Source organism: Variovorax paradoxus EPS, from assembly GCF_000184745.1.
Taxonomy (GTDB): domain Bacteria; phylum Pseudomonadota; class Gammaproteobacteria; order Burkholderiales; family Burkholderiaceae_C; genus Variovorax; species Variovorax paradoxus_C.
The window spans coordinates 5,930,449-5,956,534 of sequence record NC_014931.1; the positions used below are offsets into that span (position 1 = coordinate 5,930,449).

Annotated in this window: 20 protein-coding genes; 8 read left to right on the forward strand and 12 right to left on the reverse strand. The window is 66.7% G+C overall.

The genetic code is table 11. The features are described from left to right. Positions 1–15: 15 nt before the first annotated feature. The gene (locus VARPA_RS27230; RefSeq protein ID WP_013543812.1) at positions 16–3,309 is read right to left on the reverse strand and encodes a carboxyl transferase domain-containing protein; all 3,294 of its coding nucleotides are present in this window, start codon (positions 3,307–3,309) and stop codon (positions 16–18) included. Between the two features lie 10 nt (positions 3,310–3,319). Next, positions 3,320–4,951 carry an AMP-binding protein gene (locus VARPA_RS27235; protein WP_013543813.1) on the reverse strand — a complete coding sequence of 544 codons (1,632 nt, stop codon included), beginning with the start codon at positions 4,949–4,951 and terminating at the stop codon, positions 3,320–3,322. 86 nt (positions 4,952–5,037) lie between these two features. Between VARPA_RS27235 and VARPA_RS27240 the strand changes: the two genes are divergently transcribed. Beyond that, positions 5,038–5,745, forward strand: coding sequence for a TetR/AcrR family transcriptional regulator (locus VARPA_RS27240; RefSeq protein WP_013543814.1), 708 nt, complete (start codon positions 5,038–5,040; stop codon positions 5,743–5,745). Positions 5,746–5,768: 23 nt separating this feature from the next. Then, the gene (locus VARPA_RS27245; protein ID WP_013543815.1) at positions 5,769–7,025 is read left to right on the forward strand and encodes a branched-chain amino acid ABC transporter substrate-binding protein; all 1,257 of its coding nucleotides are present in this window, start codon (positions 5,769–5,771) and stop codon (positions 7,023–7,025) included. Positions 7,026–7,454: 429 nt separating this feature from the next. On the opposite strand, the gene VARPA_RS27250 is transcribed toward VARPA_RS27245, so the two are convergent. Beyond that, positions 7,455–8,531: an IS110 family transposase gene (locus VARPA_RS27250; protein ID WP_013538845.1), complete on the reverse strand. Its 1,077-nt coding sequence runs from the start codon at positions 8,529–8,531 to the stop codon at positions 7,455–7,457. A gap of 397 nt (positions 8,532–8,928) precedes the next feature. On the opposite strand from VARPA_RS27250, the gene VARPA_RS27255 reads away from it, so the two are divergent. Beyond that, complete coding sequence (locus VARPA_RS27255; protein ID WP_013543816.1) at positions 8,929–12,147, forward strand: bifunctional cytochrome P450/NADPH--P450 reductase; 3,219 nt, start codon at positions 8,929–8,931, stop codon at positions 12,145–12,147. Positions 12,148–12,215: 68 nt separating this feature from the next. Here the strand turns inward: VARPA_RS27255 and VARPA_RS27260 are convergent, their stop codons facing one another. The 5 genes from VARPA_RS27260 to VARPA_RS27280 all read right to left on the reverse strand — a co-directional run bounded on the left by VARPA_RS27260 (position 12,216) and on the right by VARPA_RS27280 (position 16,913). Then, a complete protein-coding gene (locus VARPA_RS27260; protein ID WP_013543817.1) occupies positions 12,216–12,989 on the reverse strand; it encodes an esterase/lipase family protein in 774 nt (257 codons plus the stop codon). Between the two features lie 94 nt (positions 12,990–13,083). Further along, positions 13,084–13,719, reverse strand: a complete 636-nt coding sequence (locus VARPA_RS27265) for a TetR/AcrR family transcriptional regulator (RefSeq protein ID WP_041943069.1) — start codon at positions 13,717–13,719, stop codon at positions 13,084–13,086. Positions 13,720–13,741: 22 nt separating this feature from the next. After that, complete coding sequence (locus VARPA_RS27270; RefSeq protein WP_013543819.1) at positions 13,742–14,272, reverse strand: phasin family protein; 531 nt, start codon at positions 14,270–14,272, stop codon at positions 13,742–13,744. A gap of 215 nt (positions 14,273–14,487) precedes the next feature. After that, a complete protein-coding gene (locus VARPA_RS27275; protein ID WP_013543820.1) occupies positions 14,488–15,048 on the reverse strand; it encodes a hypothetical protein in 561 nt (186 codons plus the stop codon). Between the two features lie 146 nt (positions 15,049–15,194). Further along, complete coding sequence (locus VARPA_RS27280; RefSeq protein WP_013543821.1) at positions 15,195–16,913, reverse strand: WS/DGAT/MGAT family O-acyltransferase; 1,719 nt, start codon at positions 16,911–16,913, stop codon at positions 15,195–15,197. 178 nt (positions 16,914–17,091) lie between these two features. Here VARPA_RS27280 and VARPA_RS27285 point away from each other — a divergent pair, with 178 nt between their 5' ends. Together VARPA_RS27285 and rocF are read left to right on the forward strand one after the other, a co-directional pair. Beyond that, a complete protein-coding gene (locus VARPA_RS27285; RefSeq protein ID WP_013543822.1) occupies positions 17,092–19,146 on the forward strand; it encodes a prolyl oligopeptidase family serine peptidase in 2,055 nt (684 codons plus the stop codon). A 47-nt stretch (positions 19,147–19,193) separates the two neighbouring features. Further along, positions 19,194–20,105, forward strand: coding sequence for an arginase (gene rocF, locus VARPA_RS27290; protein WP_013543823.1), 912 nt, complete (start codon positions 19,194–19,196; stop codon positions 20,103–20,105). Positions 20,106–20,255: 150 nt separating this feature from the next. Here the strand turns inward: rocF and VARPA_RS27295 are convergent, their stop codons facing one another. The 3 genes from VARPA_RS27295 to VARPA_RS27305 form a co-directional block, all read right to left on the reverse strand. Next, positions 20,256–20,930 (reverse strand): DUF2242 domain-containing protein, encoded by a 675-nt coding sequence (locus VARPA_RS27295; protein WP_013543824.1) that lies wholly within the window; start codon positions 20,928–20,930, stop codon positions 20,256–20,258. An 83-nt stretch (positions 20,931–21,013) separates the two neighbouring features. Further along, entirely contained in the window at positions 21,014–21,667 is a 654-nt protein-coding gene (locus VARPA_RS27300; protein WP_041943071.1) for a nucleoside/nucleotide kinase family protein, read from the reverse strand. A gap of 33 nt (positions 21,668–21,700) precedes the next feature. After that, positions 21,701–22,972 (reverse strand): Glu/Leu/Phe/Val family dehydrogenase, encoded by a 1,272-nt coding sequence (locus VARPA_RS27305; RefSeq protein ID WP_013543826.1) that lies wholly within the window; start codon positions 22,970–22,972, stop codon positions 21,701–21,703. Positions 22,973–23,209: 237 nt separating this feature from the next. On the opposite strand from VARPA_RS27305, the gene VARPA_RS27310 reads away from it, so the two are divergent. Further along, positions 23,210–23,665, forward strand: a complete 456-nt coding sequence (locus VARPA_RS27310) for a hypothetical protein (protein WP_013543827.1) — start codon at positions 23,210–23,212, stop codon at positions 23,663–23,665. A 142-nt stretch (positions 23,666–23,807) separates the two neighbouring features. Next, on the forward strand, positions 23,808–24,275 hold the full coding sequence (locus VARPA_RS27315; protein ID WP_013543828.1) for an Lrp/AsnC ligand binding domain-containing protein: 468 nt from the start codon (positions 23,808–23,810) through the stop codon (positions 24,273–24,275). 10 nt (positions 24,276–24,285) lie between these two features. Here the strand turns inward: VARPA_RS27315 and VARPA_RS27320 are convergent, their stop codons facing one another. After that, the gene (locus VARPA_RS27320; protein ID WP_013543829.1) at positions 24,286–24,987 is read right to left on the reverse strand and encodes a YggS family pyridoxal phosphate-dependent enzyme; all 702 of its coding nucleotides are present in this window, start codon (positions 24,985–24,987) and stop codon (positions 24,286–24,288) included. Between the two features lie 51 nt (positions 24,988–25,038). On the opposite strand from VARPA_RS27320, the gene VARPA_RS27325 reads away from it, so the two are divergent. Further along, on the forward strand, positions 25,039–26,082 hold the full coding sequence (locus VARPA_RS27325) for a type IV pilus twitching motility protein PilT (RefSeq protein ID WP_013543830.1): 1,044 nt from the start codon (positions 25,039–25,041) through the stop codon (positions 26,080–26,082). Positions 26,083–26,086 lie beyond the last annotated feature (4 nt).

Here is a 26,086-nt window from a genome sequence, read left to right on the forward strand (position 1 = left end):
GGGTCTAGCGCGTGGTTACCAAGTGTCTACATAGGAAGAAACAGGTGCTGCCGCACGCGTGGCGGAAGTCAAACCGCGCACCAGCCAGGTGCGGGTTTCCGCCGGATCGATGACTGCATCGATCTCCAGCGTTTGCGCCATGTGGATCGCCTCGCCGTTCGCATATTGCTGCGCCACGAGCTTCTTGAAGAGCGCATCGCGCTCGGCACCTTCAGGCACCGCCGCGAGCTCCTTGCGAAAGCCCAGCCGCACCGCGCCTTCGAGCCCCATCGCGCCGAACTCACCCGTAGGCCAGGCAACAGTGAACACCGGTGCATCGAAGCCGCCGGCCGTCATCGCCTGCGCACCGAGGCCGTAGCCCTTGCGCAGCACGACCGCGAAGAAAGGCACGCGCAGATGCGACGCCACCATGAACATGCGGCAGACATGACGCACCTGCGCCTGTGCCTCGATCTCGGGGCCGACCATGAAGCCCGGTGTGTCGCACAGAGAAACGATGGGCAGCCCGTGCGCATTGCACAGCTGCATGAAGCGCGCGGACTTGTCTGCAGCCTCCACGTCGATGGCGCCGCCGAGGTGGTGCGGGTTGTTGGCCATGAGGCCGACCGGCCTGCCCTCGATGCGCGCGAGTGCGGTGACGATGCCCGCGCCGAAACCCGCGCGCAGTTCGAGCAGCGAGCCCGTATCGGCCACGCCGCGCATCGCGGCGCGCACGTCGTACACGCGCAGGCGGTTCTCGGGCACCACGTGGCGCAGCGTGCGCGGGTCGGCGCATTGCCAGTCGGTCGTCGGGCCCTGGAAGTACGAGAGGTATTGCTTGGCCGCGGCGACCGCGGCGGCCTCGTCTTCCACGAGGATGTCGATCACGCCGTTGCGCGACTGCACGCTGCTCGGCCCGATCTGCTCGGGCGCGAAGGTACCGAGCCCGCCGCCTTCGATCATCGCGGGCCCGCTCATGCCGATGTTGCTGCCGCGCGTGGCGATGATCACGTCCGCGCAGCCCAGCAGCGCCGCATTTCCCGCGAAGCAGCGGCCATGCACGATGCCGACCACCGGCACCTTGCCCGAGAGCGCGGCGAACTGGCTGAAGGTGTGGTTGTTGAGGCCCGCGACGATCGGCATGTCGGTGTCGCCGGGACGGCCACCGCCGCCTTCGGCGAACAGCACCACAGGCAGTTGCAGTTGATGCGCCACCGCCAGCAGCCGATCGGTCTTGTGGTGGTTGCGCATGCCCTGCGTGCCGGCGAGCACCGTGTAGTCGTAAGCCAGCACGGCGCAGCGCGATTTCTCGGGGCCGAACTGCTTCGCGTTGATGCTGCCGAGGCCGGTGACCATGCCGTCGGCCGGTGTGTTGGCGATCAGGTCTTCGAGCGTGCGGCGACGCGTTTGCGCGGCGATGGCGAGCGCGCCGTATTCGATGAAGTTGCCCGGGTCGGCGGCGGTGTCGCAGAGGTCGGCGATGTTCTCGCGTGCGGTGCGGCCGCCTTGCGCGTGGCGTTTGTCGACGGCCGGCTTGCGGTTGGCATCGAGCGTCGGCGCGTGGCGGTCGATCACCTTCTGCAGATCGGGGCGGATCGCATCGAGGTCGTGCTCGGTGCGCGCCTCGGCTTCGACGGCTTGCGCATCGACGGCCTCCAGGCGCACCAGCGACTGGCCTTCGACGAGGTAGTCGCCGGGCTCCGCGAGCAGCGCGATGACGCGACCCGCAAAGGGCGCGTGCAACAGATGCTCCATCTTCATGGCTTCGAGCACGCCAAGTTGTGCGCCGGCAGGGAGCACATCGCCGACGGCCACTTCGAACTGCACGAGCTTTGCGGGCATCGGCGCCTTGACGGTGAGGTCGTCCGCTTCGTCGTCCGCTGAGGTCAGAGCCTCTGCAGCAACAGGAGCGATCTGCTTCGCATGCTTTTCAAGCGCTGCCGCGGCCGCCAGCAGATCGCCCAGATGCGCTTCGACGAAGCGCGTATGCACCGCCTGCGTCCCGAACTCGGGCCGCGCGGCGATGGCGCGCAGCAGCGAGAGATTCGTCGCGATGCCGTCGATGCGGCACTCGTCCAGCGCGCGCAGCGAGCGGCGCAGCGCATCGGCGAAGTTCGGCGACGGCGAATGCACGATCAGCTTGGCGAGCAGCGTGTCGTAGTGCGGCGACGGCGCGAGGCCCGCATAGCCGTGCGTATCGACACGCACACCCGGCCCGCTCGGCAGGTCGAAGCGCGCGAGCGTGCCGCCCGACGGCCGCGCGTTGCCCTGAGCATCGAGCGTCTCGGCGTTGATGCGCCACTGCACCGCGAAGCCGCGCTGCGGCGCGGTGCGGTCGTCATCGATGCCCAGCGCGCCGAGGGATTCGCCAGACGCGACGGCAATCTGCAACTGCACCAGGTCCAGTCCGGTGACGGCCTCGGTCACCGTGTGCTCGACCTGCAACCGCGGATTCGCCTCGATGAAAACGAACGGCAGCGTCGCCGATGCCACATCGACAAGAAATTCGAAAGTGCCGAGGCCGCGATACCCGACCGTCTTGGCCATGCGCAGCGCGGCCTGCGTGACCTGCGCGCGCAAAGCCTCCGGCAGCGAAGGGCTGGGCGCGATCTCCACCAGTTTCTGGAAGCGCCGCTGCAGGGTGCATTCACGTTCGCCGAGGCTCGCCACGGTTTGCCCGTCACCCAGCACCTGCACCTCGATGTGTCGGGCATTGCGCATCAGCCGCTCGACGTACACGCCCTCGATGCCGAAAGCCGCCTTGGCCTCGGACATGCAGCGCGCATGCGCCTCGGGCAGATCGGCCGCGTTCAGCACCGCGCGCATGCCGCGCCCACCGCCACCACCAATCGCTTTGACCATCACGCCCGCACCTTGCGCATGCTGCTCGGCGAAGAAGGCCTGTGCCTCTGCGAGCGTCACGGCGCCTGCACTGCCGGGCATCACGGGCACGTCGCATTGCGTGGCCAGTTCGCGTGCGCGCGCCTTGTCGCCGAAGAGGCCCAGTTGCTCGGGCGTCGGGCCGATGAAGGCCAGCCCCGCATCTGCGCACGCTTCGGCGAAATCCGCGCGCTCGCTCAGGAAGCCGTAGCCGGGATGCACTGCATCGCAGCCCTCCGCCTTCGCGACCGCGATCAGCGCGGCCACGTCGAGGTAAGAAGACGGCCCGGTTGCATCGAGTGCCACCGCCACATCGGCCAGTTGCACATGAAGCGCCGCAGCATCGTCGCGCGCATGCACCGCCACGCTGGCGATACCGAGATCGCGCAAGGCGCGCACCAGCCGCACGGCGATCTCGCCGCGGTTGGCAATCAAAACTTTGGAGAACACGCGATGTCTTTCAGTTCTTGTCTTTGAGCAGCCGGCGCAGCACCTTGCCGGCGCCGGTGGTGGGCAATGCGTCGATGAAGCTCACGGCGCGCGGTGCCTTGTAGCTCGCCATGTTCTCGCGCGACCAGGCGATGAGTGCATCGGCGTCGAGCTCGGCATTGGGCTTGCGCACGATGAACGCCTTCACCACCTCGCCCTTCTCGGCATCGGGCTGCGCGATCACCGCGGCTTGCGCCACCGCCGGATGCTTGATGAGGATGGTCTCGACCTCTTCCGGGAACACGCTGTAGCCCGAAACCTTGATCATTTCCTTGAAGCGGCCGATGAAGGTGAGGTAGCCGTCGGCATCGAGCTTGCCCATGTCGCCGGTGTGCACCCAGCCGCTTCGCAGCGTCGCCGCGGTGGCCTCGGGCTTGTTCCAGTAGCCCTTGAAGGAGCCCGGGCTGGTGAGCACGATCTCGCCGACCTCGCCGGTAGGCATGTCGGCGCCCGTATCGGTGTCGATGATGCGAATCGTCACGCCCGGCACCGCAATGCCCTGCGTACCCCAGCGCGGCGCATGGTGCGGCGTGTAGGTGTCGCAGGTGTGGGTTTCGCTCAGGCCGTAGGCGGCCTCGAACGAACTGCAGTTCGCGGCATGCGAGCGCCATTGAGCGGCCAGCGGTTCGGTGAAGGTGATGCCGAAGCTGGTCACCGGGTTCATCTTCAGGCTCGACAGGTCGAAGCCTGCGATGTCGGGCACCTGCATGCACGCCACGTTCATCGGCGCGATGCTGTACCACCAGCTCACCTTGTGCGCGGCAATGGCCTGCAGCACCGCGCGCGGATCGAAGCGGTGCAGCAGCACCGAGGCGGCACCGCTCAACACCGGCACGTTCACGCCCATCAGCATGCCGGCGATGTGATACAGCGGCGCGATGGAAAGCAGCACGTCGTCCGGACGCACGCCGTTGCAATCGACCACCGCGCGCGTCTTGAAGAGCGCGTTGCCGTAGCTCAGCATCGCGCCCTTGGGGAGACCCGTGGTGCCGGAGGTGTAGGTCATGAGCGCGACGTCGTCCATGTCGATGGCGACGGGCTCCGGCTTCGCACCAGACTTCATCACTGCGAGGAAGTCTACGCAATCGGACGGCACGCTGCGTTCGGCTTTCTGCTTCTGCTTCTGCTTCTGCTCGGCGGCGAGTTCCGCCGGCAGATCGAGTGCAGCCGGCGTGGGCAGCAGGTCGGCGTAGTGCACCACGAACACATGCGCAAGCGCACTCTCGGGCTGCACCTTGCGCACCACCGGCAACAGCGGCGCGGCCGCGACGATCACGCGCGCCTTCAGGTCGTTGACCTGGTAGGCGAGTTCATGCTCCTTGTTGAGCGGGCCGCTCGGGCAGACGATGGCACCGATCTTCTGGATGCCGAAGTGCGCGACCAGGTACTGCGGGCAGTTGTTGAGAAAGAGCAGCACCGGCTCGCCCTTCTTCACGCCGATGGCCTGCAATCGCGCGGCGAAGGCATCGCTTGCGCGGTCGAGTTCGGACCAGCTCATCGCATGGCCGTACCAGATACAGGCGGCGCGCTCGCCGCGCTCTCGCGCATGGGTGCGCAGGTACTCGTGCAGGGGTTGTTGCGGACGGTCGGGCAGTGTCTCCATGGCGTCTCTTTCTCAGGGTTATCGATAGCCGCCTGCACGGGGCAGGCGCTTGCCAATGGGTGCATCGTGCACGAACAATCCTACCCATGGGTATAACTTCCGCGACACGGCACAAACCCTCTGGGGCCGACAAAGCCGACGAGACAACCACCGCCACCACGGCACAGCCGCATCTGCCGCAAGGCACGGGCCGTCAGCGCGCGGCCACACAGAGCACCGACACGCAGCGCGAGCGCATCCTTCAGGCGGCCGCGCAGCTCTTCGCCGCGCAGGGCTACGCCAACACGACGATGGCGCAGATCGTTCGCGCGCTCGGCGTGACCAAGCCCTTCGTGTACTACTACTTCCGCGACAAGCAGGAGATCTTCGAGACGCTCTCGTGGCGCCCCGCGGTCGACTGCTTCACCGCGCTCGACTTCGCGGCCGACGACCCGCGCCGCGCGAGCGAGAAGGTGCTCGAAGGCATCGAGCGGCTGATTCGCGCGACCATCGCGCACCACCCGGTCGCCTTCTTTCCGTACCGCGAGCCGCAGGTGTACCGGCCCGAGTACATCGCGGCGCAGAAGAAGCTCGCGCATCACTTCTACGACCTGTTGTGCCCGCTGCTCGAAGAGGCGCGGCGCGACGGCGACCTCGACTTCGGCGAGACCAAGATCACCGCACTCGCGGCCTGCAGCCTGCCGGGCTTTCTCTACAGCTGGTACCGCCCCGGCGGCCGACTCTCGCCCGACGAGGTGGTGGCCGAACTGACGAAGCTCGCGAGCCGCGTGATCGGCCTCAGCGCCAAAGACTGACCAACAACCTCCGGAGACACACCATGAAGCTCAAGAAGGCGCCCTCGGCGCGGATCGCCCTTGCCTGCCTGCTTTGCATCGCAGGTGCCGCGAATGCCCAGCAGCCGACCTACAAGATCGCCTACATCGATCCGCTTTCCGGCCCGTTCGCCAATGTCGGCGAGCTGATGCTGATGCACACGCAATACGCCATCGAAGACATCAACGCCAAGGGCGGCGTGCTCGGCGGCACCAAGCTGCAGTTGCTGCAGTTCGACAGCAAGCTCTCGGCGCAGGAGAGCCAGAGCGCGCTGCAGGCGGCCATCGACCAGGGCGCGAAGGCCATCGTGACGGGCGGCTCGGGTTCCTCGGTGGTGACGGCGCTGGTGCAGTCGGTGGCGCGCTGGAACCAGCGCAACCCGGGCAAGGAGCTGATCGTGCTGAACCACTCCTCCATCGACCCCGAGATGACCGGCAAGGGCTGCAGCTTCTGGCACTTCCAGACCGAGGCCAACACCGCGATGAAGATGAAGGCGCTGGCCAACTACATCAAGAAGACGCCCGACGTGAAGAAGGTCTACCTGCTCAACCAGGACTACGCGCACGGCAAGCAGTGGGCGAGCTACGGCCGCCAGATGGTGGGCCTCGCGCGGCCCGACGTGCAGTTCGTGGGCGAGGCGCTGCATCCCATCGGTCGCGTGAAGGATTTCGCGCCCTACATCGCCAACATCCGCCAGAGCGGCGCCGATTCGGTCATCACCGGCAACTGGGGGCAGGACATGACGCTGCTGCTCAAGGCCGCGGGCGATGCAGGCTACAACCTGCGCTACTTCAACCACAGCGCGGGCTCGGTGCCGGGCACGGTCACCGCGGTGTCTCAGGCGAAGACGGGCCAGCTCACCTGGGTGGCCGAATGGCATCCGGGCCAGGCCGATACGCCGAAGGCCGATGCGCTCGCCAAGGCCTACAAGGCCAAGACCGGCAAGGACTTTCTTGCGCCGCGCATCGACATGACACCGAGGCTCCTGGCGCTGGCCATCAACAAGGCGGGGAGCGCCGACACCGTGAAGGTAGCGCGTGCACTCGAAGACCTGAGCTTCGATTCGGTGGTTGGCACGGTGCGCATGCGGGCCGAAGACCACCAACTGCTGCTGCCTCAGGTGGTGAACACCATCGCACCGGTGGACGGCAAGGCGGTGAAGGTGGGCTGGGAAGGGACGAACTACGGCTTTCGCACCGATGCGGTCTACAGCGGGAACGAGCTGGCACAGGGGACCGAGTGCAAGATGGTCCGGCCTTGAAGGCTTTTACTTGCGCTGATTGAGTTCTTTCGGGGTATGTGCGCAGGCCACCGGGTACTCCCCTCCGCGAATGTCCTCCGGCCTGCGGCCTCCCCCTTGTACCGGGACTTCTCGCGCGGTCAAGCACGGGTTCAGGGTTGTTTTCTTGCCATGCTGTATTGCCTGCAAGGCGGTGAGGATCGAGTCGCAACGAAACGAGGAACAGACTGCACATCTACCGACGGTCTTGTTGCACGGGCGTGTGGCCGTGCGGACCCAGATACGAACCGCTCAGCGGGGCTCCATTCATTTCTCGTGATGCCCACTTCAATTGGCATCACCAAGGGGGAGTCGAGCTTGCCCGCTGCCGGTCTGACCTGTTCATTGCATCTTGGAACTCACGTCTGGCAAACAAACAAACATCAACAAAGGCTCTTCGAACAGCTCGCGCTACACCGCGATGACCGCAGCGATGGCGCCTGGTGGTTTGGTACTGACGTGGTGCGCATCGAAGGCCCGCCCGCGTGCGAACACGGCCCACAGGATGCGCGCGTTCTTGTTGGCCAACGCCACCACGGCCTTCTGCCACCCGGAGCGCTCGCGCAAGGCCTGCACCCAGCGCGAGATCGGGTCGTCGCGTCTGTGCGCCGTCAGCACGATCGACTTGGCCCCCTGGATCAGCAGCGTGCGCAGGTACGCGTCGCCTCGCTTGGTGATGCGCCCCAGGTTGTTCTTGCCGCCGCTGGAGTTCTGTCGAGGCGTCAGACCCAGCCAGGCGCCGAACTGCGCACCGTTCTTGAATTGCTTGAAGTCGCCCACCGTGGCCACCACCGCGGATGCCGTGACCGGTCCCACGCCCAGCAACTGCTCGGCCTGGCGCACCTGATCGCTGGCCTTGCCGTGTGCAGCGATGCGCTCGTCGCACCATCGCAGGTGTGCATCGAGTTCTTGCCATTGCGCATAGGCCCGCTGCAGCGTCAACCGGGCCAGAGCGCCCAGTTCATTGCTGGCATCTTCCATCGCGTCGGGAAGCACCTGGCGCAGCGCCTCGGGGCTTTGGGCGAACACCAATCCGAACTCCGCCAACAGGCCCCGGATGCGGTTGATGCAGGCGGTGCGGTCTGCCTTGACGCCCTCTCGCAGGCGGTGAATGCACAGCATGCTTTGCTGCTCCACGCTCTTGATCGGCACGAAGTGCATGTGCGGGCGCGAGGCCGCCTCGCAGATCGCAGCGGCATCGTTGGCGTCGTTCTTGCCGCTCTTGCCTTGGAGGCGATAAGGCACGACGTGCGGGGCGGCAATGATGCGGGCATCCAGCCCCAGAGCAAGCAGCTTGCGCGCCCAGTAATGGGCGCTGGAGCTGGCCTCCATGGCAACCAGGCAGCCCGCGGGCAGTTGCGCGCACCAAGCCAGGAATTTATCGCGTGCCAAGGCGCGCCCGGTGACGCGCAAGCCCGCGGCATTGACCGCAAAGACCTGGATCACGCGCTTTGCCAAATCCACGCCGACTCGGGTAATCTCGTTCATGGGGCTTCTCCTTTCAAAGGTTTCAGATTGACTTCGCAAATCAATCTTGGCACTCGATGCCGTGACCAGAAAGCGAGAAGTCCCTTCGCATTCATTTCGCTGCGGGGAGCACCCGATGCCCTGCGCACCTGGACGCGCTGCCGGTGTATCGCTGATCAACCAGAGCTCTGAAAACGAGCACGCCGATGGGGTGCCTTGCGCAGCGAAATCAAGGAGGAGGCGAAGCCGGGGGACATTCGCGGAGCAAGGCACCCCGTCGGCGTGATCGCCGCCCCGAACTCCCAGGACTCCGCCTTAGGGAAACCCCGTCCCGCCCACCGCCGTGCCATCGGGATACTCCGGATTCGCATCCCGGACATCCGAAGCGGGTCCATACCGAAGGCACAACAAGGCACCCATGGCAGGAAAAAACTCGCTCTATCCGATCCCGCATCCGGCAAAGAAACCCTTCGTCGGCAACCTGCTGTCGATCGGCTCCGACTCTCCCGTGCTCGACATGTGGAAGATCGCGCAGGACCTGGGCGGCATCTACTGGCTCGACATGCCGGGCATGCCGGTGATCGTGGTGTCGTCGCCCGCGCTGGTCGACGAACTCTGCGAAGAGGCCCGCTTCGACAAAAGCACGCGCGGCGCATTGCGCCGGCTGCGCGCCGCATCGCACGGCCTCTTCACCTCCGACACGCACGAGGAGACGTGGTCCAAGCCCCACAACATCCTCCTGGCCAACTTCAGCCAACGCGCGATGCAGGCCTACCACCCGATGATGCTGGACATCGCGGGCCAACTGGTCACCAAGTGGGAGCGGCTCAATTTCGACGAAGAGGTGGACGTGGTGCGCGACATGACCGCGCTCACGCTGGACACCATCGGCCTGTGCGGTTTCGGCTACCGCTTCAACTCGTTCTACCGCGAGGGCTTCCACCCCTTCGTCGATGCGATGGTGCGCACGCTGGAGACGGTGCAGAACCGCCGCGGCCTGCCGCTCGAGGAGCTGATGCTCAAGAAGGAGCTTGCGCAGCAGCGCAAGGACATCCGCTACATGCACAAGATGGTGGAAGACATCATCGAAGAACGGCGCGCGAGCGGTGCCGACATCGCCACCAAGCCCGACCTGCTGAGCTACATGATCGCGGGCGTGGACAAGAAAAGCGGCGAGCAGCTCACCGACAAGATGATCCGCGACGAGTGCATCGAATTCCTCATCGCGGGCCACGAGACCACGAGCGGCCTGCTCTCCTTCGCGATCTACTTCCTCCTGAACAACCCCGAGGCAATGGCCAAGGCGCAGGCCGAGGTCGACAGCGTGTTCGGCGGCGACACCTCGCAGAAACCCACCTATGCGCAGGTCAATCGGCTGCAGTACGTGATGCAGGTATTGAAGGAGTCGCTTCGCATGTTCCCGACCGCGCCCGCGATCTCGATGCGCGCCAAGGAAGACACGACCATCGGCGGCCAGTACACGATCAAGAAGAACAACATGGTCATCATGCATGCGCTCGCGCTGCACCGTGACAAGGCCATCTGGGGCGAGAACGCCGACCAGTTCAACCCCGACAACTTCAGCCGCGAAGCCGAGCGGGAGCGGCCGGTGAATGCCTTCAAGCCCTTCGGCAACGGGCAGCGCGCCTGCATCGGGCGGCAGTTCGCATTGCAGGAAGCCGTGCTCACGCTGGGCATGATCCTGCAGCGCTTCAACCTGGTCGATCACACGGGCTACAAGCTCAAGATCAAGGAAGCGCTGACGATCAAGCCGGAGAACTTCAAGATCAAGGCGCTGCTGCGCGATCCGGCCTCACGTCCGCGCGGCAATGGCGAGACGACCGCCGCGCCGGATGCGCCCGCCAAGCCCGCTGCGCGCAAGCCCCAGGCGGCGCGCCACGGCACCTCGCTGCTGGTGCTGCAGGGCTCCAACCTCGGCACCGCCGAAGACCTCGCGCGGCAACTGGCCGAGGCCGGCGAGCTGCGCGGCTTCTCCACGCAGGTGGCTTCGCTCGACGACTACGCCGAGCGCCTGCCGGCCAATGGCGCGGTGGCCATCGTCTGCGCCTCGTACAACGGCGTTGCGCCCGACAACGCGGCCGAGTTCCATCGCTGGCTCGACAAGGCCGACGACGCGCTCAACGGCGTGCGCTTCAGCGTGTTCGGCTGCGGCAACACCGACTGGGCCGCCACCTACCAGGCGGTGCCGCGCCGCATCGACGAACGACTCGAAGCGCTGGGCGCCACGCGCGTGCATCCGCGCGGCGAAGGCGATGCGCGCGAAGACATGGACGGCGCGTTCCAGGACTGGAGCGATGCGCTCTGGCCCGAGCTGGTGAAGGCCTTCGGCATCAAGGCCGGCGCGGACACGCCGGCCGAGGCCGAGCCGCTCTACACGCTCGAGGAACTGCCGCCGCCGCAGAAGAACGCGTTGGTCGATGCGCTGGGCGCCGTCGCCTTGCGCGTCGTCGAGAACCGCGAACTGCAAAGCCCCGGTGGCGATGCCGGGACGAGCCGCTCCACGCGCCACGTCGAGCTGATGCTGCCCGAGGGCGTGAACTACGTGCCCGGCGACCACCTGAGCGTGGTGCCGCGCAACAGCCCGGCACAGGTCGAACGTGCGATGGCGCGCTTCGGCTTCGACCGCTCGGCGCATGTGCGCCTGTCGGCCGCGCCGGGCCGCAAGACCGCGCTGCCGGTGGACCAGGTGATCGCGGTCGACCGCCTGCTGGGCGACTACGTCGAGTTGCAGGACGTGGCCACGCGCAAGCAGATCGCCACGCTCGCGGCGTATACCGAATGCCCGTTCACCAAGCCGAAGCTGGTCGCGCTCTCGGGCAGCGACGAGGCCTCGCAGGCCGCGTACAAGGCCGAGGTGCTGCACAAGCGCAAGTCGCTGCTCGAATTGCTCGAAGAACACCGCGCCTGCCAGGTCCCGTTCGCGGTGTTCCTCGAAATGCTGTCGCCGCTGTCGCCGCGCTACTACTCGATCTCGTCGTCGCCCTCGATGACGCCGGGCCGCTGCAGCGTGACCGTGGGCGTGGTGAGCGAGCCTGCGCTCTCGGGCAACGGCATCTTCGAGGGCGTGTGCTCCAACTACCTGGCGCGCGCCGAAGCGGGCGACACGGTGCACGGCGTGATCCGCGAGACCACGGCCGAGGGCTTCCGGCTGCCGGAAGACGCGATGCGTCCGCTGATCATGGTCGGCCCCGGCACAGGCCTCGCGCCGTTCCGCGGCTTCCTGCAGGAGCGCGCGGCGCAGGTCGAGCGCGGCGAGGCGCTGGGCGAGGCGATGCTGTTCTTCGGCTGCCGCCACCCGGAGCAGGACTTCATCTACGCCGAGGAGCTGCAGGGCTGGTCGCACCGCGGCCTCATGAAGCTGCACACCGCGTTCTCGCGCTCGGGCGAACGCAAGGTGTATGTGCAGGACCTGATCCGCGAGCAGGCCGCGGCCGTGTGGAAATTGCTCGAAGCCGGCGGCGTGATCTACGTGTGCGGCGACGGCTCGCGCATGGAGCCCGACGTGCGGCGCACGCTGACCGACATCGCGCGCGAGCACGGGCACGACAGCAACGCCTGGATGGACAAGATGATTGCCGACCAGCGCTACGTGCTGGACGTGTGGGCCGGCACCTGAAGCCTGCGCGGCACCCAAGAAGAAAGCCGGCAGGTGCCGGCTTTTTTATGGAGCGCGCGATCGATCGATCACATGTCGCGGTCGGGATCGGGATACACCAGCGGCCCCAGCAAGCCGCGGTTGAAGGGCTTCCACTCGCCCTCGGGCTGAGCCAGCCGGTCGGCCACCGCATAGAGCACCGCGGGGTGCGCGCCGAGCCCCAAATGGCTCGCCATCACTTCGATGTTTTCCGACTGCGGGCCGGTCTTCTCGATGCTGCAGCGCCAGGCGACGACGCCATCGGTGCGGCTGAAGATCGAGGTGGTCGGCACCGGCGGCGTGGGCTGCACGAACTTCATGCGGCGCGGGTCGTGCGAGCTCTGGCCGCTCACGCCCTCGTACACGCGCCAGGCGTTGGTGGCGCGCGGGCTGCCGGAGAACGGGCTGCCCAGCGTGATGACGTTGCGGATCAGGCCCGAATGGGCCGAAGCCAGCAGCCGCGCATAGACGCCGCCGAGGCTCCAGCCGATCACGCTGACCTTCTGGCCGCTCTTGTCGTTCAGGGTCTTGAGCAGCTCGACCATGCCGTCTTCCACGCCTTCGCGCGGACCGAGGTTGCGGCCCAGGCCCCAGCCGTGGGCGTCGTAGCCGCGGCTCGCCAGGTAGCGGCGCAGCAGCAGCGTGGAAACGTCGCTCGCCACCAGGCCCGGCAGCACGAGCACCGGGTGCCCGTCGCCGCGCGGCGTGAGTTGCAGGAGCGGCCACATGGCGATGCCGGCGCCTGTTTCCCAGAGGGCGCGCGCTTCGGCCAGCAGCAGCAGGCGCGAGGGCGGTGCGATGTGATCGTGGATGGCGGTGGTCATGGGGGTGGCTTCCTTTCGGGTCTTGGGCGTTTTCTCTTTTGTAAGACGAGCATGAGGGGCCATGGTTGCACTCTCCCGTCGGACGACACGCCATTTATCCGAGGTATTTGCCCCTCAGGTAATCAAGGTAAGCCCTCGATTCGCTGGAAACATACGGAGAAACAAGGGTGAGCGTGTAGAAAGCCGCCAAACCGGGATCGGCCTGCGCCAGCGCGTCGCGCCCCGGCACCAGCCGCTCGAACGACAGCCAGCAAGTGGTGGTGAACACCATCTGCAGCGCGAGGATGCGCGCCTGCTCGGCGCTGGTCTCGATCACGCCCGAGGCAACGAGCCCTTCGCACAGCGTTTGCGCGGCCAGGAGGTTCTGCGCGGTGAGCGCCTGCGCGCGCTGGCCGAGGGCCGGGTATTCGCTGGCCAGGAAGGCCATGTCGCGGTAAATGAAGCGATATTCGTCGATGGCCTCGAAGCGCAGATGCAGCGCGAGCCAGAGGTCGTCGATGGCCGAGATCGATGTCGACGAACCGTTCAGGGCTTCGAGCCGCTGCTCGAAGCGCCGGAACAGCCATTCGACGATCAGCTGCTTGGCCTTGAAGTGGTAGTGCAGGTTGCCGGGGCTCATGCCGAGCTCGGCGGCGATCTTGTGCGTCGACACGGCCGCGAGGCCTTCCGCGTTGAACAGCGCAAGGCTGGTCTGCAGGATGCGATCGCGCGTGGTGTTGGAGCTGGCCACAACCGGGTTGCGTTGTCGTCGCTCAGCGTTTGCTGGTGCCGCCATTGCGGCGCGGGCCGGCCTTGCCTTCGCCACCTTCGCCACGTTCGAATCGCGCGAGGCGTTCGCGCAGGTGCGTCACCTCGTCGCGCAGCGCCTGCACTTCTTCCGCGCTCGGCATGCCCAGGCGCTGCAGGGCGGTGGCGACGCGCTGGTCGAACACATCCTCGAACTTGCGGATGCCGAAGCTGTCGAGGCTGGGAAAGCCGCGGGTGAGCGCGGCCTTGGCTCCGGCCGCCGCATCGGTCTTGCCCTGCCCGATGCCGAGCAGGCCTTCGATGACGTTGGCCTGGCGCTTGGCGACGTCGTTGCGCACGGTGTCCAGCGCCTTGAGGCCGGCACGCAGCAGGCCTTCGGCCTTGCCGGGTGCGGCGGCGGTGGTCTTCTTGGCCGCGGGCGCCGCCTTGCGGGGCGCCGCGGCTTTCTTCTTAGCAGCCGGCGCTTTGGCCGGAGCTTTTCTGGCAGGCGTCGCCTTCTTCTTCAACTTTGCAGTTTCGTCAGTGCGGGTCGCCATTCAGTGGTGCTCCAGATAGCAGAAAGAAAAAGAGGCGCAGAGCGCCTCGGGGGTCAGAAGGTGCGAATGAATTCGGCGTGCCCGAGCAGCCCGCCCAGGCGCACCCGATCAAGGCGCAAAGCGCAGCCATAGCTCGGGCTATGGCGAGCATTTGCAACGCCGAGCGGGTGTGTCTGGGCGGGATGAGCGGGCATGGCGGATTCGTTCACACCTTCTCAGGCCGCCTTGCGGGCAGCAGCGCGGCGAACCGGCTTCTTGGCAACGGCGGCCTTGGCCTTCACGGTGCGCACGGGCTTGGCGATGTCGCCGTCCACGCCGGCCACGCGGGTTTCGATTTGCTTGGCACCGGCAGCGATGCGGTCGGCGATCTGCACCGAGACGGTAGCGATCGGCTGGTTGATGGCGTTCAGCGTGTTCAGCACCGAGGTAGCGACCGGCGATTCGACGCGGGCCACGCGGCCGGCGACGGTTTCGATGCCGCTGGTGGTGCCGGCGGCAACGCGGTCCATCACGTTCACGATGCGGCTGGTGTCGATGTCCAGGCGGTTGGCCAGGAAGCCGTTGACCTTCTCTTGCGCGCCGATCAGGTTGGCCTTGATCTGTTCGCTCACCAGCGGAATCTGGCGGCTGCCCAGGAAGTTGCTGTAGCGCGTAGCGGCGCCGCCCAGGAGGCGATGCACGCCGGTGCGGTAGGCGCCGACCAGGGTCTTGCCCGCGTCGTTGTATTGGCCGACGACGTGGATGGCTGCGGAAGCGAGGGTGGTTTGCGTGGACATGATGAAGATTTCCTTGAAGTTGAATGGACCGCTGGATGCGATGGGCCCATCTTCTTCCGAAGGGCCTAGGCCTGCAAAACTAGAACGGTCGGAAAACTAGTCCAACTGCCCCAATTTTCTGGCCTGGCGCCCCTACTTCGCTTCGATCACGCCGCGGCCGCCCTGGGAGAGGCACTGGCCCGCTTGGCCGGTGCGGCCTTTCGGGCTACGGGCTTGGCGGTCGTCTTGATGGGTGCCGCCTTGCCCGTCTTCTTGGCGGGCGCCTTTTTCGCTGGCGCTTTGGCTGCGGCGGCCTTGACCGGCGCGGCCTTCTTGGCGGTTGCGCTCACAGCCGCCTTCTTGCGCGCTGCCGGCTTCTTCGCGGCGGCGGGCGCTGCCTCCTCCTCGACGTCCGGCGCATGGGCTGCAACGGGTGCGGGCTTGGGCGCCGTGACACCCGCGGCGGACGGGTGCTTCTGCGTCAGGTCCATCAGGAGCTTGTGCTCGGCCAGCATGTAGTCGCCGATCTCGGTGATGTCGGGCACGGCGCGGCGGCAGGCGATCAGGCCGTAGTCCATGCGGCCGTTGTAGCTCTGCACCGTGACGTTGAGCGCCGTGCCGTGGCTCGCGATCGACACCGGGTAGTAGCAGGTGACCAGCGCCCCCGCGAAGTACATCGGGAACGGCGCACCCGCCACGTTGGAAATCGCCACGTTGGCCGCCGGCGGCAAGAGGTTCACGATGCCCGAGCGGCCCACCATCGAGGCGATGCCCGACACCAGCCAGGGCGCGGCGAAGGTGGGGAAGTCATCGAGGACCACCGCCTTGAAGCGGTTCATCGTCGACTTGGAGCTGTTCGACGACGCATTGATCGCCTTCAGCCGCTGGATCGGGTCGGTGATGTCGGTCGCCAGGCTCACCAGGATCATGCTGGCCTGGTTGTTGGCCGTGTCGTCGCCCGCTTCGCGCAGGCTCACCGGCACGCCGGCCACCAGCGGCTTGGCGGGCAGCTCGTTGTTGTCGGCCAGGTAGTGGCGCAGCGCACCGGCCACGGTGGCCATGACCACGTCGTTCAGCGACACGCCGAAATGCTTGGCGATGTACTTGGTCTCGGCCAGCGAGATGGTGCGGCCGGCGAAGGTACGCTGGTTGGTGATCGACACGTTCAGCGAGGTGCGCGGCGCGAAAAGGTTGAACTTCTTCGGCGCGGTGGCGGTGGCCTTCTCGGCCGCTTTCTCGTCGGGTTTGGCGAGTCCGCTGATGGCCCGGGCGATGGCGGGCGCCATCTTGAAGAGCTTGACGTACTGCTGCGCCGTGTTGCGCAGCGCGGCGGTCGCGAGTTCGGCCATGCCGAGCTGGTAGCCGTTGCCGCGCGGGCGCGAGCGCGGCGGCTTCACCACGCGGCCGGTGGCTTCGAGGTCGAAGATGGCCTTGCCGACTTCCACGCCGGCCTGCCCGTCGATGCCCGCGTGGTGCACCTTGGTGTAGAGCGCCACCTGGCCGCTCTGCAGGCCGTCGATGATGAAGAACTCCCACATCGGGCGGCTGCGGTCGATGAGCGTGGAATGCAGCCGCGCCACGTACTGCTGCAGCTGGCGGTTGGTGCCGGGCTTGGGCAGCGTGATGTGGCGCACGTGGTAGTCGATGTCGATGTCTTCATCGTCCACCCACACGGGGTTGGACATGTCGAAGGGCATGAGCGCGAGCTTGCGCGTGAACACATCGGCCAGATGGATGCGGCTGGCCATGAACTGCTTGGCGTCCTCGTAGAAATCGCCCTTGTAGCCCTTGGGCAGGTCCAGCACGTTGAGCGAGCCGACATGCATCGGCATCTCGGGCGTTTCCAGGTGCAGGAAGGTGGCATCAAGTCCGCTCAGGTGTTTCATGTGTTGTGTCTCCTTGGTGGGGCATGCGCCGTCCGGCAGGATACCCCGCACATGGCGTTCGTGGGCCCCGCCTGCTTCAGTGTTTCCACCGAGGTTTTCCCGAGTAATGAAAAAGTGGCCGCGGCCGCAAGAACCGCTCGCAGCGCCTTTTTCACGGGGGCTTCGTACACTGCCATCCATGACATCCACCCCCTCCCTGACTCCGCAAGACGACCACCTCTGGTTCGAAGAGATCGACGGCGAGGCCCAGCTCGACTGGGCCCGCCAGGAGAACGCGAAGACCGTGCAGACGTATGCACAGTCGCCCGCCTTCAAGGCGCTGGAGGCGGGCATCCTCGAAGTGCTCGACTCGGACGAACGGATTCCGATGGTCCGCAAGATCGGCCCCTTCTTCTACAACTTCTGGCGCGACAAGGCGCACCCCAAGGGCCTCTGGCGCCGCACCACGCTCGCCGAGTACCGCAAGCCCCAGCCCGCCTGGGAAACCGTGATCGACATCGACGCCCTCGCCGCGGCCGACAAGGAGAACTGGGTCTGGCACGGCGCCGACTGCCTGGAGCCCGACTACAAGCGCTGCTTGATTTCGCTCTCGCGCGGCGGCGCCGATGCCGACGTGGTGCGCGAGTTCGACCTGCACAGCAAGACCTTCGTCGAAGGCGGCTTCACGCTTCCCGAAGCGAAGAACCACGTGGGCTGGAAAGACATCGACCACCTCTACGTGGCCACCGATTTCGGCCCCGGCTCGATGACCAGCTCGAGCTATCCGCGCATCGTGAAGGAATGGAAGCGCGGCACACCGCTCGAGACCGCCGTCACGGTGTACGAAGGCGCGCACGAGGACATGTCCGTGAGCGCCTACCGCGACAACACGCCCGGCTTCGAACGCGATTTCGTCTCGCGCCAGATCGACTTCTACGAAAGCGAGACCTGGCTGCGCGGCACGGGCGGCACGCTCACCAAGATCGATGTGCCCGACGACTCCAACACCGACATCTGCCGCGAGTGGATGCTGATCGAGCCGCGCGAAGACTGGACCGTGGGCGGCGCGACCTACAAGTCGGGCTCGCTGCTGGCCGCGAAGTTCGACGACTACATGGCCGGCAAGCGCGAGCTCACCGTGCTGTTCGCGCCCGACGACACGACCGCGCTCGACAGCCATTCGTGGACGCGCCACCACCTCATCCTCAACGTGATGCACGACGTGGTGAACAAGCTCGAAGTGCTCACGCCGCAGGACGGCGGCCCGTGGAAGCGCGAGAGCCTGGGCGGTGCGCCCGCGCTCTCCACCATCGCGGCCGGCGGCATCGACGAGGACGAGAACGACGACTACTTCCTCACCGTGAGCGGCTTCCTGCAGCCGACCACGCTCTACATCGGCACCATCGGCCAGGGCGAGCCCGAAGTGCTGAAGGACAGCCCCGGCTTCTTCGATGCCTCGCGCTACGCCGTGAGCCAGCATTTCGCGGTGTCCAAGGACGGCACGCGCGTGCCCTACTTCGAGATCGCGCCCAAGGACCTGAAGGCCGACGGCACCAATCCGACGCTGCAGTACGCCTACGGCGGCTTCGAGATCTCGCTGCAGCCGAGCTACAGCGGCAGCATCGGCCGCGCGTGGCTGGAGCAAGGCGGCGTCCATGTCATCGCCAACATCCGCGGCGGCGGCGAGTACGGCCCGCGCTGGCACCAGGCCGCGCTGCAGGAGAACCGGCTTCGCACCTGCGAGGACTTCGCGGCCGTGTCCGAAGACCTGATCGCGCGCGGGATCACATCGCCGAAACACCTGGGCGCCATGGGCGGCAGCAACGGCGGCCTCCTGATGGGCAACATGCTCACGCTCTACCCGCAGCTCTACGGCGCGATCGTGAGCGAGGTGGCGCTGCTCGACATGCAGCGCTACACGCACCTGTCGGCCGGCGCCTCGTGGATCGCGGAGTACGGCGACCCCGACCAGCCGGAGGAATGGGCCTTCATCCGCACCTTCTCGCCCTACGAGAACGCGAAGGCCGACGCGCACTATCCGCCCGCGCTCTTCACCACCTCGACCCGCGACGACCGCGTGGGCCCGGTGCATGCGCGCAAGATGCACGCGAAGCTGTCCGCGCAAGGCCACGACACCAGCTTCTACGAGAACATGGAAGGCGGGCACAGCGCGGCGACGGACAACAAGGAGTCCGCCTTCATGGATGCGTTGGGCTATGCGTATCTCTGGCAGCACATAGGCAAGACGGAGTGAGCCGCCGAGTCGGTTCGAACGCAGCACGCAGCACGGAGGTCACCTGAATGAACACCACCCTCGAACTGATCGGCGCACCGACCGACATCGGCGCCAGCGTGCGCGGCGCGGGCATGGGGCCCGATGCACTGCGCGTGGCGGGCGTGGCCGAGGCGCTCGCCGGGCAGGGCTTCACGGTCATCGACCGCGGCAATCTCGCCGGCCCGGCCACGCCCTGGGCACCGCCGGCCAACGGCCTGCGCCATCTCGCCGAGGTGATCGCGTGGAACCGCTCGGTCTACAACGCCGTCGACACCGCGCTGGGCCTGAACCACGTGCCGCTGATGCTGGGCGGCGACCACTGCCTGGCCATCGGCTCGATCAGCGCGGTGGCCTGGCATGCACGCAAGCGCGGCAAGAAGCTGCGGGTGCTGTGGCTCGATGCGCACTCCGACGTCAACACCGAGACGACGAGCCCCAGCGGCAACCTGCACGGCATGCCGGTCTCCTGCCTCTTGGGCCACGGCCCCGCGGAGCTGACCGGCTGGAGCGGCGAGCCCGCGGCGCTGGCGCACGAGGCGATCCGCTTCATCGGCATTCGCAGCGTCGACTCGGACGAGAAAGAGGCCATCCGCACGCTCGGCCTGAACGTGTTCGACATGCGCCACATCGACGAGCACGGCATGCGCACCACCATGACCGAGGCGCTGCAGGATGTCGACGACGACACCCACCTGCATGTGAGCTTCGACCTGGATTGCCTCGACCCCAACATCGCGCCCGGCGTGGGCACCGGCGTGCGCGGCGGCCCGACCTACCGCGAGATGCAGCTGTGCATGGAAATGATCTCCGACACCGGGCGGCTGTGCTCGCTCGATGTGGTGGAACTCAACCCCGCGCTCGATGTGCGCAACCAGACAGCGGAAATCGCCGTGGAACTGATCGAGAGCCTGTTCGGCAAGTCGACGCTGGTGCGGTAGACCGCGCGCTCATACGATCTTGCGTTCGATCAACAAGAACCGTTCGGGCTGAGCTTGTCGAAGCCTCGCGCGGCGCTTCGATCCTTCGACAGGCTCAGGACAGGCCAAGCTCAGCGTGAACGGATTTCTCTTTTCGAACGCAACTTGGTATCAGCCGCGGTTCGGCGAGGGGGCGACGGGGAAGCTGGTGGCGGGTGCGGGCGCTGCCGCCGGCGCTTCGGCCGGCATGTCGGGCGGCGCATCGGCACCGCCGCCCTCGAGGAAGCGGTCCAGCAGCGTGAAGAAGCGGTCGTAGAAACGTTCGTCGGTGAGCGTTTCGCTGGCCACCTTGACCATCGCGTCGTCGCTGCCGGCAAAGGGAAGCGACAGCGACCCGAAGGCGCCGACGCCCACGCTGGCCGAGTTGTTGACCTTCTTGATGCCGTAGCGGTCCTGCAGCGCGGTTGCGAAAGCCACGGTGCTCTGTTTGCCGGACCTGCCGCCCTTGCCGCCCTCCCGCGCGCAGACCACGCGGAACTCGACCTCGACATGCACCTCGGACGCCGGCTGGAAGCTCTTGCGCCCGGTCACCAGGTCGGCGTTGGCCGCGGTGACCATGTAGCCCTGGCTCAGCAAGGCGCGACGCGCGGCCTCGCAGGTCTGCGCCTCGGTGGCGGCGTAGTTGCGCGTGTGGGTGGTGGTGGAGTCGAACTCCTCCGGCTCGTACGACACGCGCCGCGAAGCGCTGCCGCAGCCGGCGAGCACGAGGGCGGACAGAAGGCTCAGGACGAGCACCGGCGTGCGGAAGGGAGAAGCTGAAGAAAAGGAATTGAAGTGGGACGGCATGGCGCGGCGAATGCTAACCGGCACCTCGCCGGCAAGGCTTCGAGCGCGGCGGCGTGCCGGCGTTCCCTGGCGGCGGATTATTTTCAGGACCACATCAGCACGTGATGCGCCCGCGCCTTGGTGGCGGCGATCAGCCGCGCATTGGGCGCATCGGTGCTGGCCACCCAGTCGCGCGCAGCCTCCGCGCTGCGGCCGAACTGCTGGTGGCGCGCGACGAGGCGCTGCTCGCGCACCGCGTCGTCGATGTCCACGTACCAGACCTCGTCGAGCATCGCCGCCGCACCGGCCCAGGGGCCGGCGTTGTGCAGCAGGTAGTTGCCTTCGGTGATGACGAGTTGCGTCGATGGCAGCACCGCGATGGCGCCGGCGATCGGCTCCTCGATCTCGCGGCGGAATTCGGGGGCGTAGACGATGTCGCCGTCAGGCTGCTGGTTGCGCAACCGCTGCAGCAGGGCCACGTAGCCGGCGCTGTCGAAGGTGTCGGGGGCGCCCTTGCGGTCGGCGCGGCCCAGGCGCTGGAGCTCGACGTTGGCGAGGTGGAAACCGTCCATCGGCACGACCTGCGCGCGGTCGGCGCCGGCCGCCTGGAGCAGCGCCGCCGCGAGCGTGGACTTGCCCGCGCCCGGCGCACCGACCAGCCCCAGCAGCTTGCGCTGCCCGCTGGCCATGAGCGCCCGCAGACGGGCGAGGCCGTCCGCGGGAATGGAGGGGAGGTTTTGCACGGGCATGGTGGTCATGTCCCGAGCGTACCGTCCCTTCCTGTCAAAAAATCATGGGTACAGGCCGCGTTCCTGGCGCGCCGTGAGAATCCGCTCGCAAGCCACCGCATAGGTCGCCGTGCGCAGCGTGATCTTGTGCTTGTCGGCCGTGTCCCAGATCTGGTTGAGCGCGTTCATCATGATGCGGTCCAGGCGCACGTTGATCTCGTCCTCGTCCCAGAAGAAGGACGAGAAGTCCTGCACCCATTCGAAGTAGCTCACCGTCACGCCGCCGGCGTTGCAGATGACGTCGGGCACCACCAGCACGCCGCGCTCGGCGAGGATGTCGTCGGCCGTGGGAACCGTGGGGCCGTTGGCGCCTTCGAGCACCAGCTTGGCGGTCGTTTTCTGCGCGCGTTCGGCGGTGATCTGGCCTTCGAGGGCGGCCGGGATCAGGATGTCGCAGGCCGTGTCCCAGAAGGCTTCGTTGGGCACCACGTCGCCGCCCTTGAAGGCGATGACGCCTTCCTTGTTGGCGATGGGAATGAGCGTCGCGAGGTCCAGGCCGTTGGTGTTGACGATGGTGCCGGTGTGGTCCTGCACCGCCACGATCTTGGCGCCCGCTTCGGCAAAGAGTTCGGCCGCGACCGAGCCCACGTTGCCGAAGCCCTGCACCGCGATGCGCGCGCCGCGCAGGTCCATGCCCAGGCGCCGGGCGGCTTCGCGGCCGGTGACGAACACGCCGCGGCCGGTGGCCTTCACGCGGCCGAGCGAACCGCCCAGGTGCAGCGGCTTGCCGGTGACGACGCCGGTGGCGGTGCCGCCGACGTTCATCGAATAGGTGTCCATCATCCACGCCATGATCTGGCCGTTGGTGTTGACGTCGGGCGCGGGAATGTCTGTGTGCGGGCCGATGATGATGCCGATCTCGCTGGTGTAGCGGCGGGTGATCTTTTCGAGCTCCTGCAGCGAGAGCTTCTTCGGATCGACGCGGATGCCGCCCTTGGCGCCGCCGTAGGGCAGGTTCACCGCGGCGGTCTTGATGGTCATCCAGGCCGAGAGGGCCATCACTTCTTCGAGCGTGACATCGGGGTGGAAGCGCACGCCGCCCTTGCCCGGGCCGCGGCTCATGTTGTGCTGCACGCGGTAGCCCTCAAAGTGGGCGATGGTGCCGTCGTCCATTTCGATGGGCACGTCCACGATCAGTGCGCGCTTGGGACGCTTCAGCGTTTCGACCCAGCGGGCCAGCGGGCCGAGGTACGGCACGACACGGTCGACCTGGGAGAGGTACGTTCCCCACGGGCTGTTGGCGGTGGGGGAGACGAAGGAGAGTTTTTCACTCATGAGAGATCCCTTGGGTTGGAACTGAGGTGGCCGCAACGATAGACCTCTCGCGCCCGTCGCGCCATGGCTTATGCGCGCCGCGCTGGCGGTTATGCAAGAGACGTTAGGCGGCGTTGTTCCGGGGGCAGATCGCAGCGGGCATCGGCAGATAACCAAACTGTCATCGACCGGTTATCGATCGCGCAGATGCCCTTCATAGAGTTGGCTTCACCAACCACCCACATCAAGGAGTCACGAATGAAGCCAGCTTCCACCACCCGCATCCTGGGCACCGCCACCGTCGCCGCACTGCTGGCCATCGCCTCGGCACCGAGCCTTGCAGGCAACTACGCCGAAGGCGATCCGCGACCGGTGCCGCTCGTCTCGTCCACGACGCGTGCCGCGGTGACGGCCGATGCGCAACAGTGGTTGAAGAGCGCGCCCACGCAGGGCTACACCGCCGGCTATGCGTCGCAGGCCGCCGTCGTTTCCGCGAACAGCCGCGCCGCCGTGGCGGCCGACACGCGGCTGTGGATCCAATCGGGCCTCGCCGCGCTGCAGAACGGCGAAGCCGGCGCCGACACGACGCGGCCTGCTTACCGCCAGGCCATGGCCGAATACACCAAGCTGCGTGCGAGCCCCGCCTACGGTGCGTTGGTCGATCAGCTCTCGAGCCAGCAGGCGGCCGCGCAGTCGCGTGCCACCGTTCGCTGAGCGGCAAGGCGCCGGGTAGGTACCGCGGGAAGGATCGACGCAGGGTAGGAACAGGGCATTTCCTTGGTTCTATCTCCTATGGCCAGCCACCATAGGCCGCATCTTCTGCAATGAATCGATGCACGGACCGGATAATTCTCCGATGCTCGACCTCGACCGCATCGACCTGCGCCTCTTGAAGATCCTTCAGGAGGACGGGCGCATCACCAACCTCAAGCTGGCCGAGGCGGTGGCGCTTTCGCCCACCGCGGTGCTGGCGCGCGTGCAGCGCCTGACGCGAGATGGCTTCATCCTCGGCTACGAGGCGCGCCTCGATCCCGAGAAGCTGGGCCGCGGCTTCACGGTGTTCGTCGAGGTGCTGCTCGACCGCACCACGCCCAATGTCTTCGACCAGTTCAAGGCCGCCGTGCAGGTGCGCGACGAGATCATGGAATGCCACATGGTCGCCGGCGGCTTCGACTACCTGCTCAAGACCCGCATGGCCGACATGGCCGCGTACCGCGAGTTCGCGGGCACGGTGCTGTGGCAACTGCCCGGCGTGCGCGAGACGCGGACCTATGCGGTGATGGAAGAGGTGAAGAGCAGCGCACGGCTGCCTCTGGGGATCTGAAGCTGGCCGTTCAGGCGGGCTTGCGGGCCCGGCCCCCGAAGATCGCGGTGCCGACCCGCACCATCGTGCTGCCAGCGCTGATCGCCGCTTCGAGGTCGGCGCTCATGCCGAGCGACAGCGTGTCGAGCGCGATGCCCGCCCCTTTGATCGATTCGAAAACCGCATGCGCGCGCAGGCACAGATCGCGCTGCGCCGCGAAATCGGGCGCCGGTTCGGGGATCGCCATGAGCCCGCGCAGCCGCAGATGTGGCAACGCCGCCACAGCGCGGGCGAGCGCGACGGCCTCTTCCGGTGGCACGCCGGACTTGTTCGCGCCGCCGTCCACGTTAACCTGAAGGCATACATTGAGCGGCGCCAAATGGGCCGGCCGCTGCGCCGACAGACGCTCGGCGATCTTGAGCCGGTCGATGCTGTGGACCCAGTCGAACTGCTCGGCCACCGGCCGCGTCTTGTTGCTTTGCAGAGGGCCGATGCAGTGCCATTCGAGGGAGGCGCGCAGATCGGCGAGCGCCTCGATCTTGTCCAGCCCTTCCTGCACGTAGTTCTCGCCGAAGGCCGTTTGGCCCGCCGCATGCGCATCGCGCACCGCGTCGGCCCCGAAGGTCTTGGACACCGCCAGCAGCCGGACCCCGGCCGGGTCGCGGCCGGCCGTTACACATGCCGCCTCGATCCGGTTCTTTACTTGCTGGAGGTCGTCGCCAATCATCGTCATAATCGTCCAAAATCGTATCAAAACGTCACCGAACTCGAGCCGAGGATCCCCGTGGACATCACCCAACTGCTGGCATTCAGCGTCAAGAACAAAGCCTCCGACCTGCACTTGTCGGCCGGGCTGCCGCCCATGATCCGCGTCAATGGCGACGTGCGCCGCATCAATGTCGATGCGCTCGATCACAAGGGCGTGCACGCGATGGTGTACGACATCATGAGCGACACGCACCGCAAGCACTACGAAGAGTTCCTGGAGGTCGACTTCTCGTTCGAGATCGACGGCCTCGCGCGCTTTCGCGTGAACGCCTTCAACCAGGCGCGCGGCGCGGCCGCGGTGTTCCGGACCATTCCTTCGAAGATCCTCACGCTCGAACAGCTGAACGCGCCGAAGATTTTCGGCGAACTGGCGCTCAAGCCGCGCGGGCTGGTGCTGGTGACGGGCCCCACGGGCTCGGGCAAGTCGACCACGCTGGCGGCGATGGTGAACTACCTCAACGAAAACGAGTACGGCCACATCCTCACGGTGGAAGACCCGATCGAATTCGTGCACGAATCCAAGAAGTGCCTCATCAACCAGCGCGAAGTGGGTCCGATGACGCTGTCGTTCTCGAACGCGCTGCGCTCGGCCCTCCGCGAAGACCCGGACGCCATTCTGGTGGGCGAACTGCGCGACCTCGAAACCATTCGCCTCGCGATGACCGCGGCCGAAACGGGCCACCTGGTGTTCGGCACGCTGCACACCTCGTCGGCCGCCAAGACCATCGACCGGATCATCGACGTGTTCCCGGGCGAAGAGAAAGAAATGATCCGCGCGATGCTCTCGGAGTCGCTGCAGGCGGTGATTTCGCAGACGCTGTGCAAGACCAAGGACGGCCAGAGCCGCGTGGCGGCGCACGAGATCATGCTGGGCACGCCGGCCATCCGGAACCTGATCCGCGAGGCCAAGGTCGCGCAGATGTACTCCACCATCCAGACCGGCCAGGGCTCCGGCATGCAGACGCTGGACCAGAACCTGATGGAACTGGTTCGCCGCAACACGATTTCCGCCGCCGAGGCGCGCGGAAAGGCAAAGATTCCCGAAAATTTCCCCGGCTGATCCA

Excerpts from the sequence above, each read along its gene's own strand:
- VARPA_RS27300 (WP_041943071.1), bottom strand. The coding sequence starts at position 21,667 with ATGACCACCATGCCCGTGCAAAACCTCCCCTCCATTCCCGCGGACGGC.
- rocF (WP_013543823.1), top strand. The coding sequence starts at position 19,194 with ATGAACACCACCCTCGAACTGATCGGCGCACCGACCGACATCGGCGCC.
- VARPA_RS27250 (WP_013538845.1), bottom strand. The coding sequence starts at position 8,531 with ATGAACGAGATTACCCGAGTCGGCGTGGATTTGGCAAAGCGCGTGATC.
- VARPA_RS27295 (WP_013543824.1), bottom strand. The coding sequence starts at position 20,930 with ATGCCGTCCCACTTCAATTCCTTTTCTTCAGCTTCTCCCTTCCGCACG.
- VARPA_RS27275 (WP_013543820.1), bottom strand. The coding sequence starts at position 15,048 with ATGTCCACGCAAACCACCCTCGCTTCCGCAGCCATCCACGTCGTCGGC.
- VARPA_RS27270 (WP_013543819.1), bottom strand. The coding sequence starts at position 14,272 with ATGGCGACCCGCACTGACGAAACTGCAAAGTTGAAGAAGAAGGCGACG.
- VARPA_RS27310 (WP_013543827.1), top strand. The coding sequence starts at position 23,210 with ATGAAGCCAGCTTCCACCACCCGCATCCTGGGCACCGCCACCGTCGCC.
- VARPA_RS27260 (WP_013543817.1), bottom strand. The coding sequence starts at position 12,989 with ATGACCACCGCCATCCACGATCACATCGCACCGCCCTCGCGCCTGCTG.
- VARPA_RS27320 (WP_013543829.1), bottom strand. The coding sequence starts at position 24,987 with ATGACGATGATTGGCGACGACCTCCAGCAAGTAAAGAACCGGATCGAG.
- VARPA_RS27315 (WP_013543828.1), top strand. The coding sequence starts at position 23,808 with ATGCTCGACCTCGACCGCATCGACCTGCGCCTCTTGAAGATCCTTCAG.
- VARPA_RS27305 (WP_013543826.1), bottom strand. The coding sequence starts at position 22,972 with ATGAGTGAAAAACTCTCCTTCGTCTCCCCCACCGCCAACAGCCCGTGG.
- VARPA_RS27280 (WP_013543821.1), bottom strand. The coding sequence starts at position 16,913 with ATGAAACACCTGAGCGGACTTGATGCCACCTTCCTGCACCTGGAAACG.
- VARPA_RS27240 (WP_013543814.1), top strand. The coding sequence starts at position 5,038 with ATGGGTATAACTTCCGCGACACGGCACAAACCCTCTGGGGCCGACAAA.
- VARPA_RS27235 (WP_013543813.1), bottom strand. The coding sequence starts at position 4,951 with ATGGAGACACTGCCCGACCGTCCGCAACAACCCCTGCACGAGTACCTG.
- VARPA_RS27285 (WP_013543822.1), top strand. The coding sequence starts at position 17,092 with ATGACATCCACCCCCTCCCTGACTCCGCAAGACGACCACCTCTGGTTC.
- VARPA_RS27245 (WP_013543815.1), top strand. The coding sequence starts at position 5,769 with ATGAAGCTCAAGAAGGCGCCCTCGGCGCGGATCGCCCTTGCCTGCCTG.
- VARPA_RS27255 (WP_013543816.1), top strand. The coding sequence starts at position 8,929 with ATGGCAGGAAAAAACTCGCTCTATCCGATCCCGCATCCGGCAAAGAAA.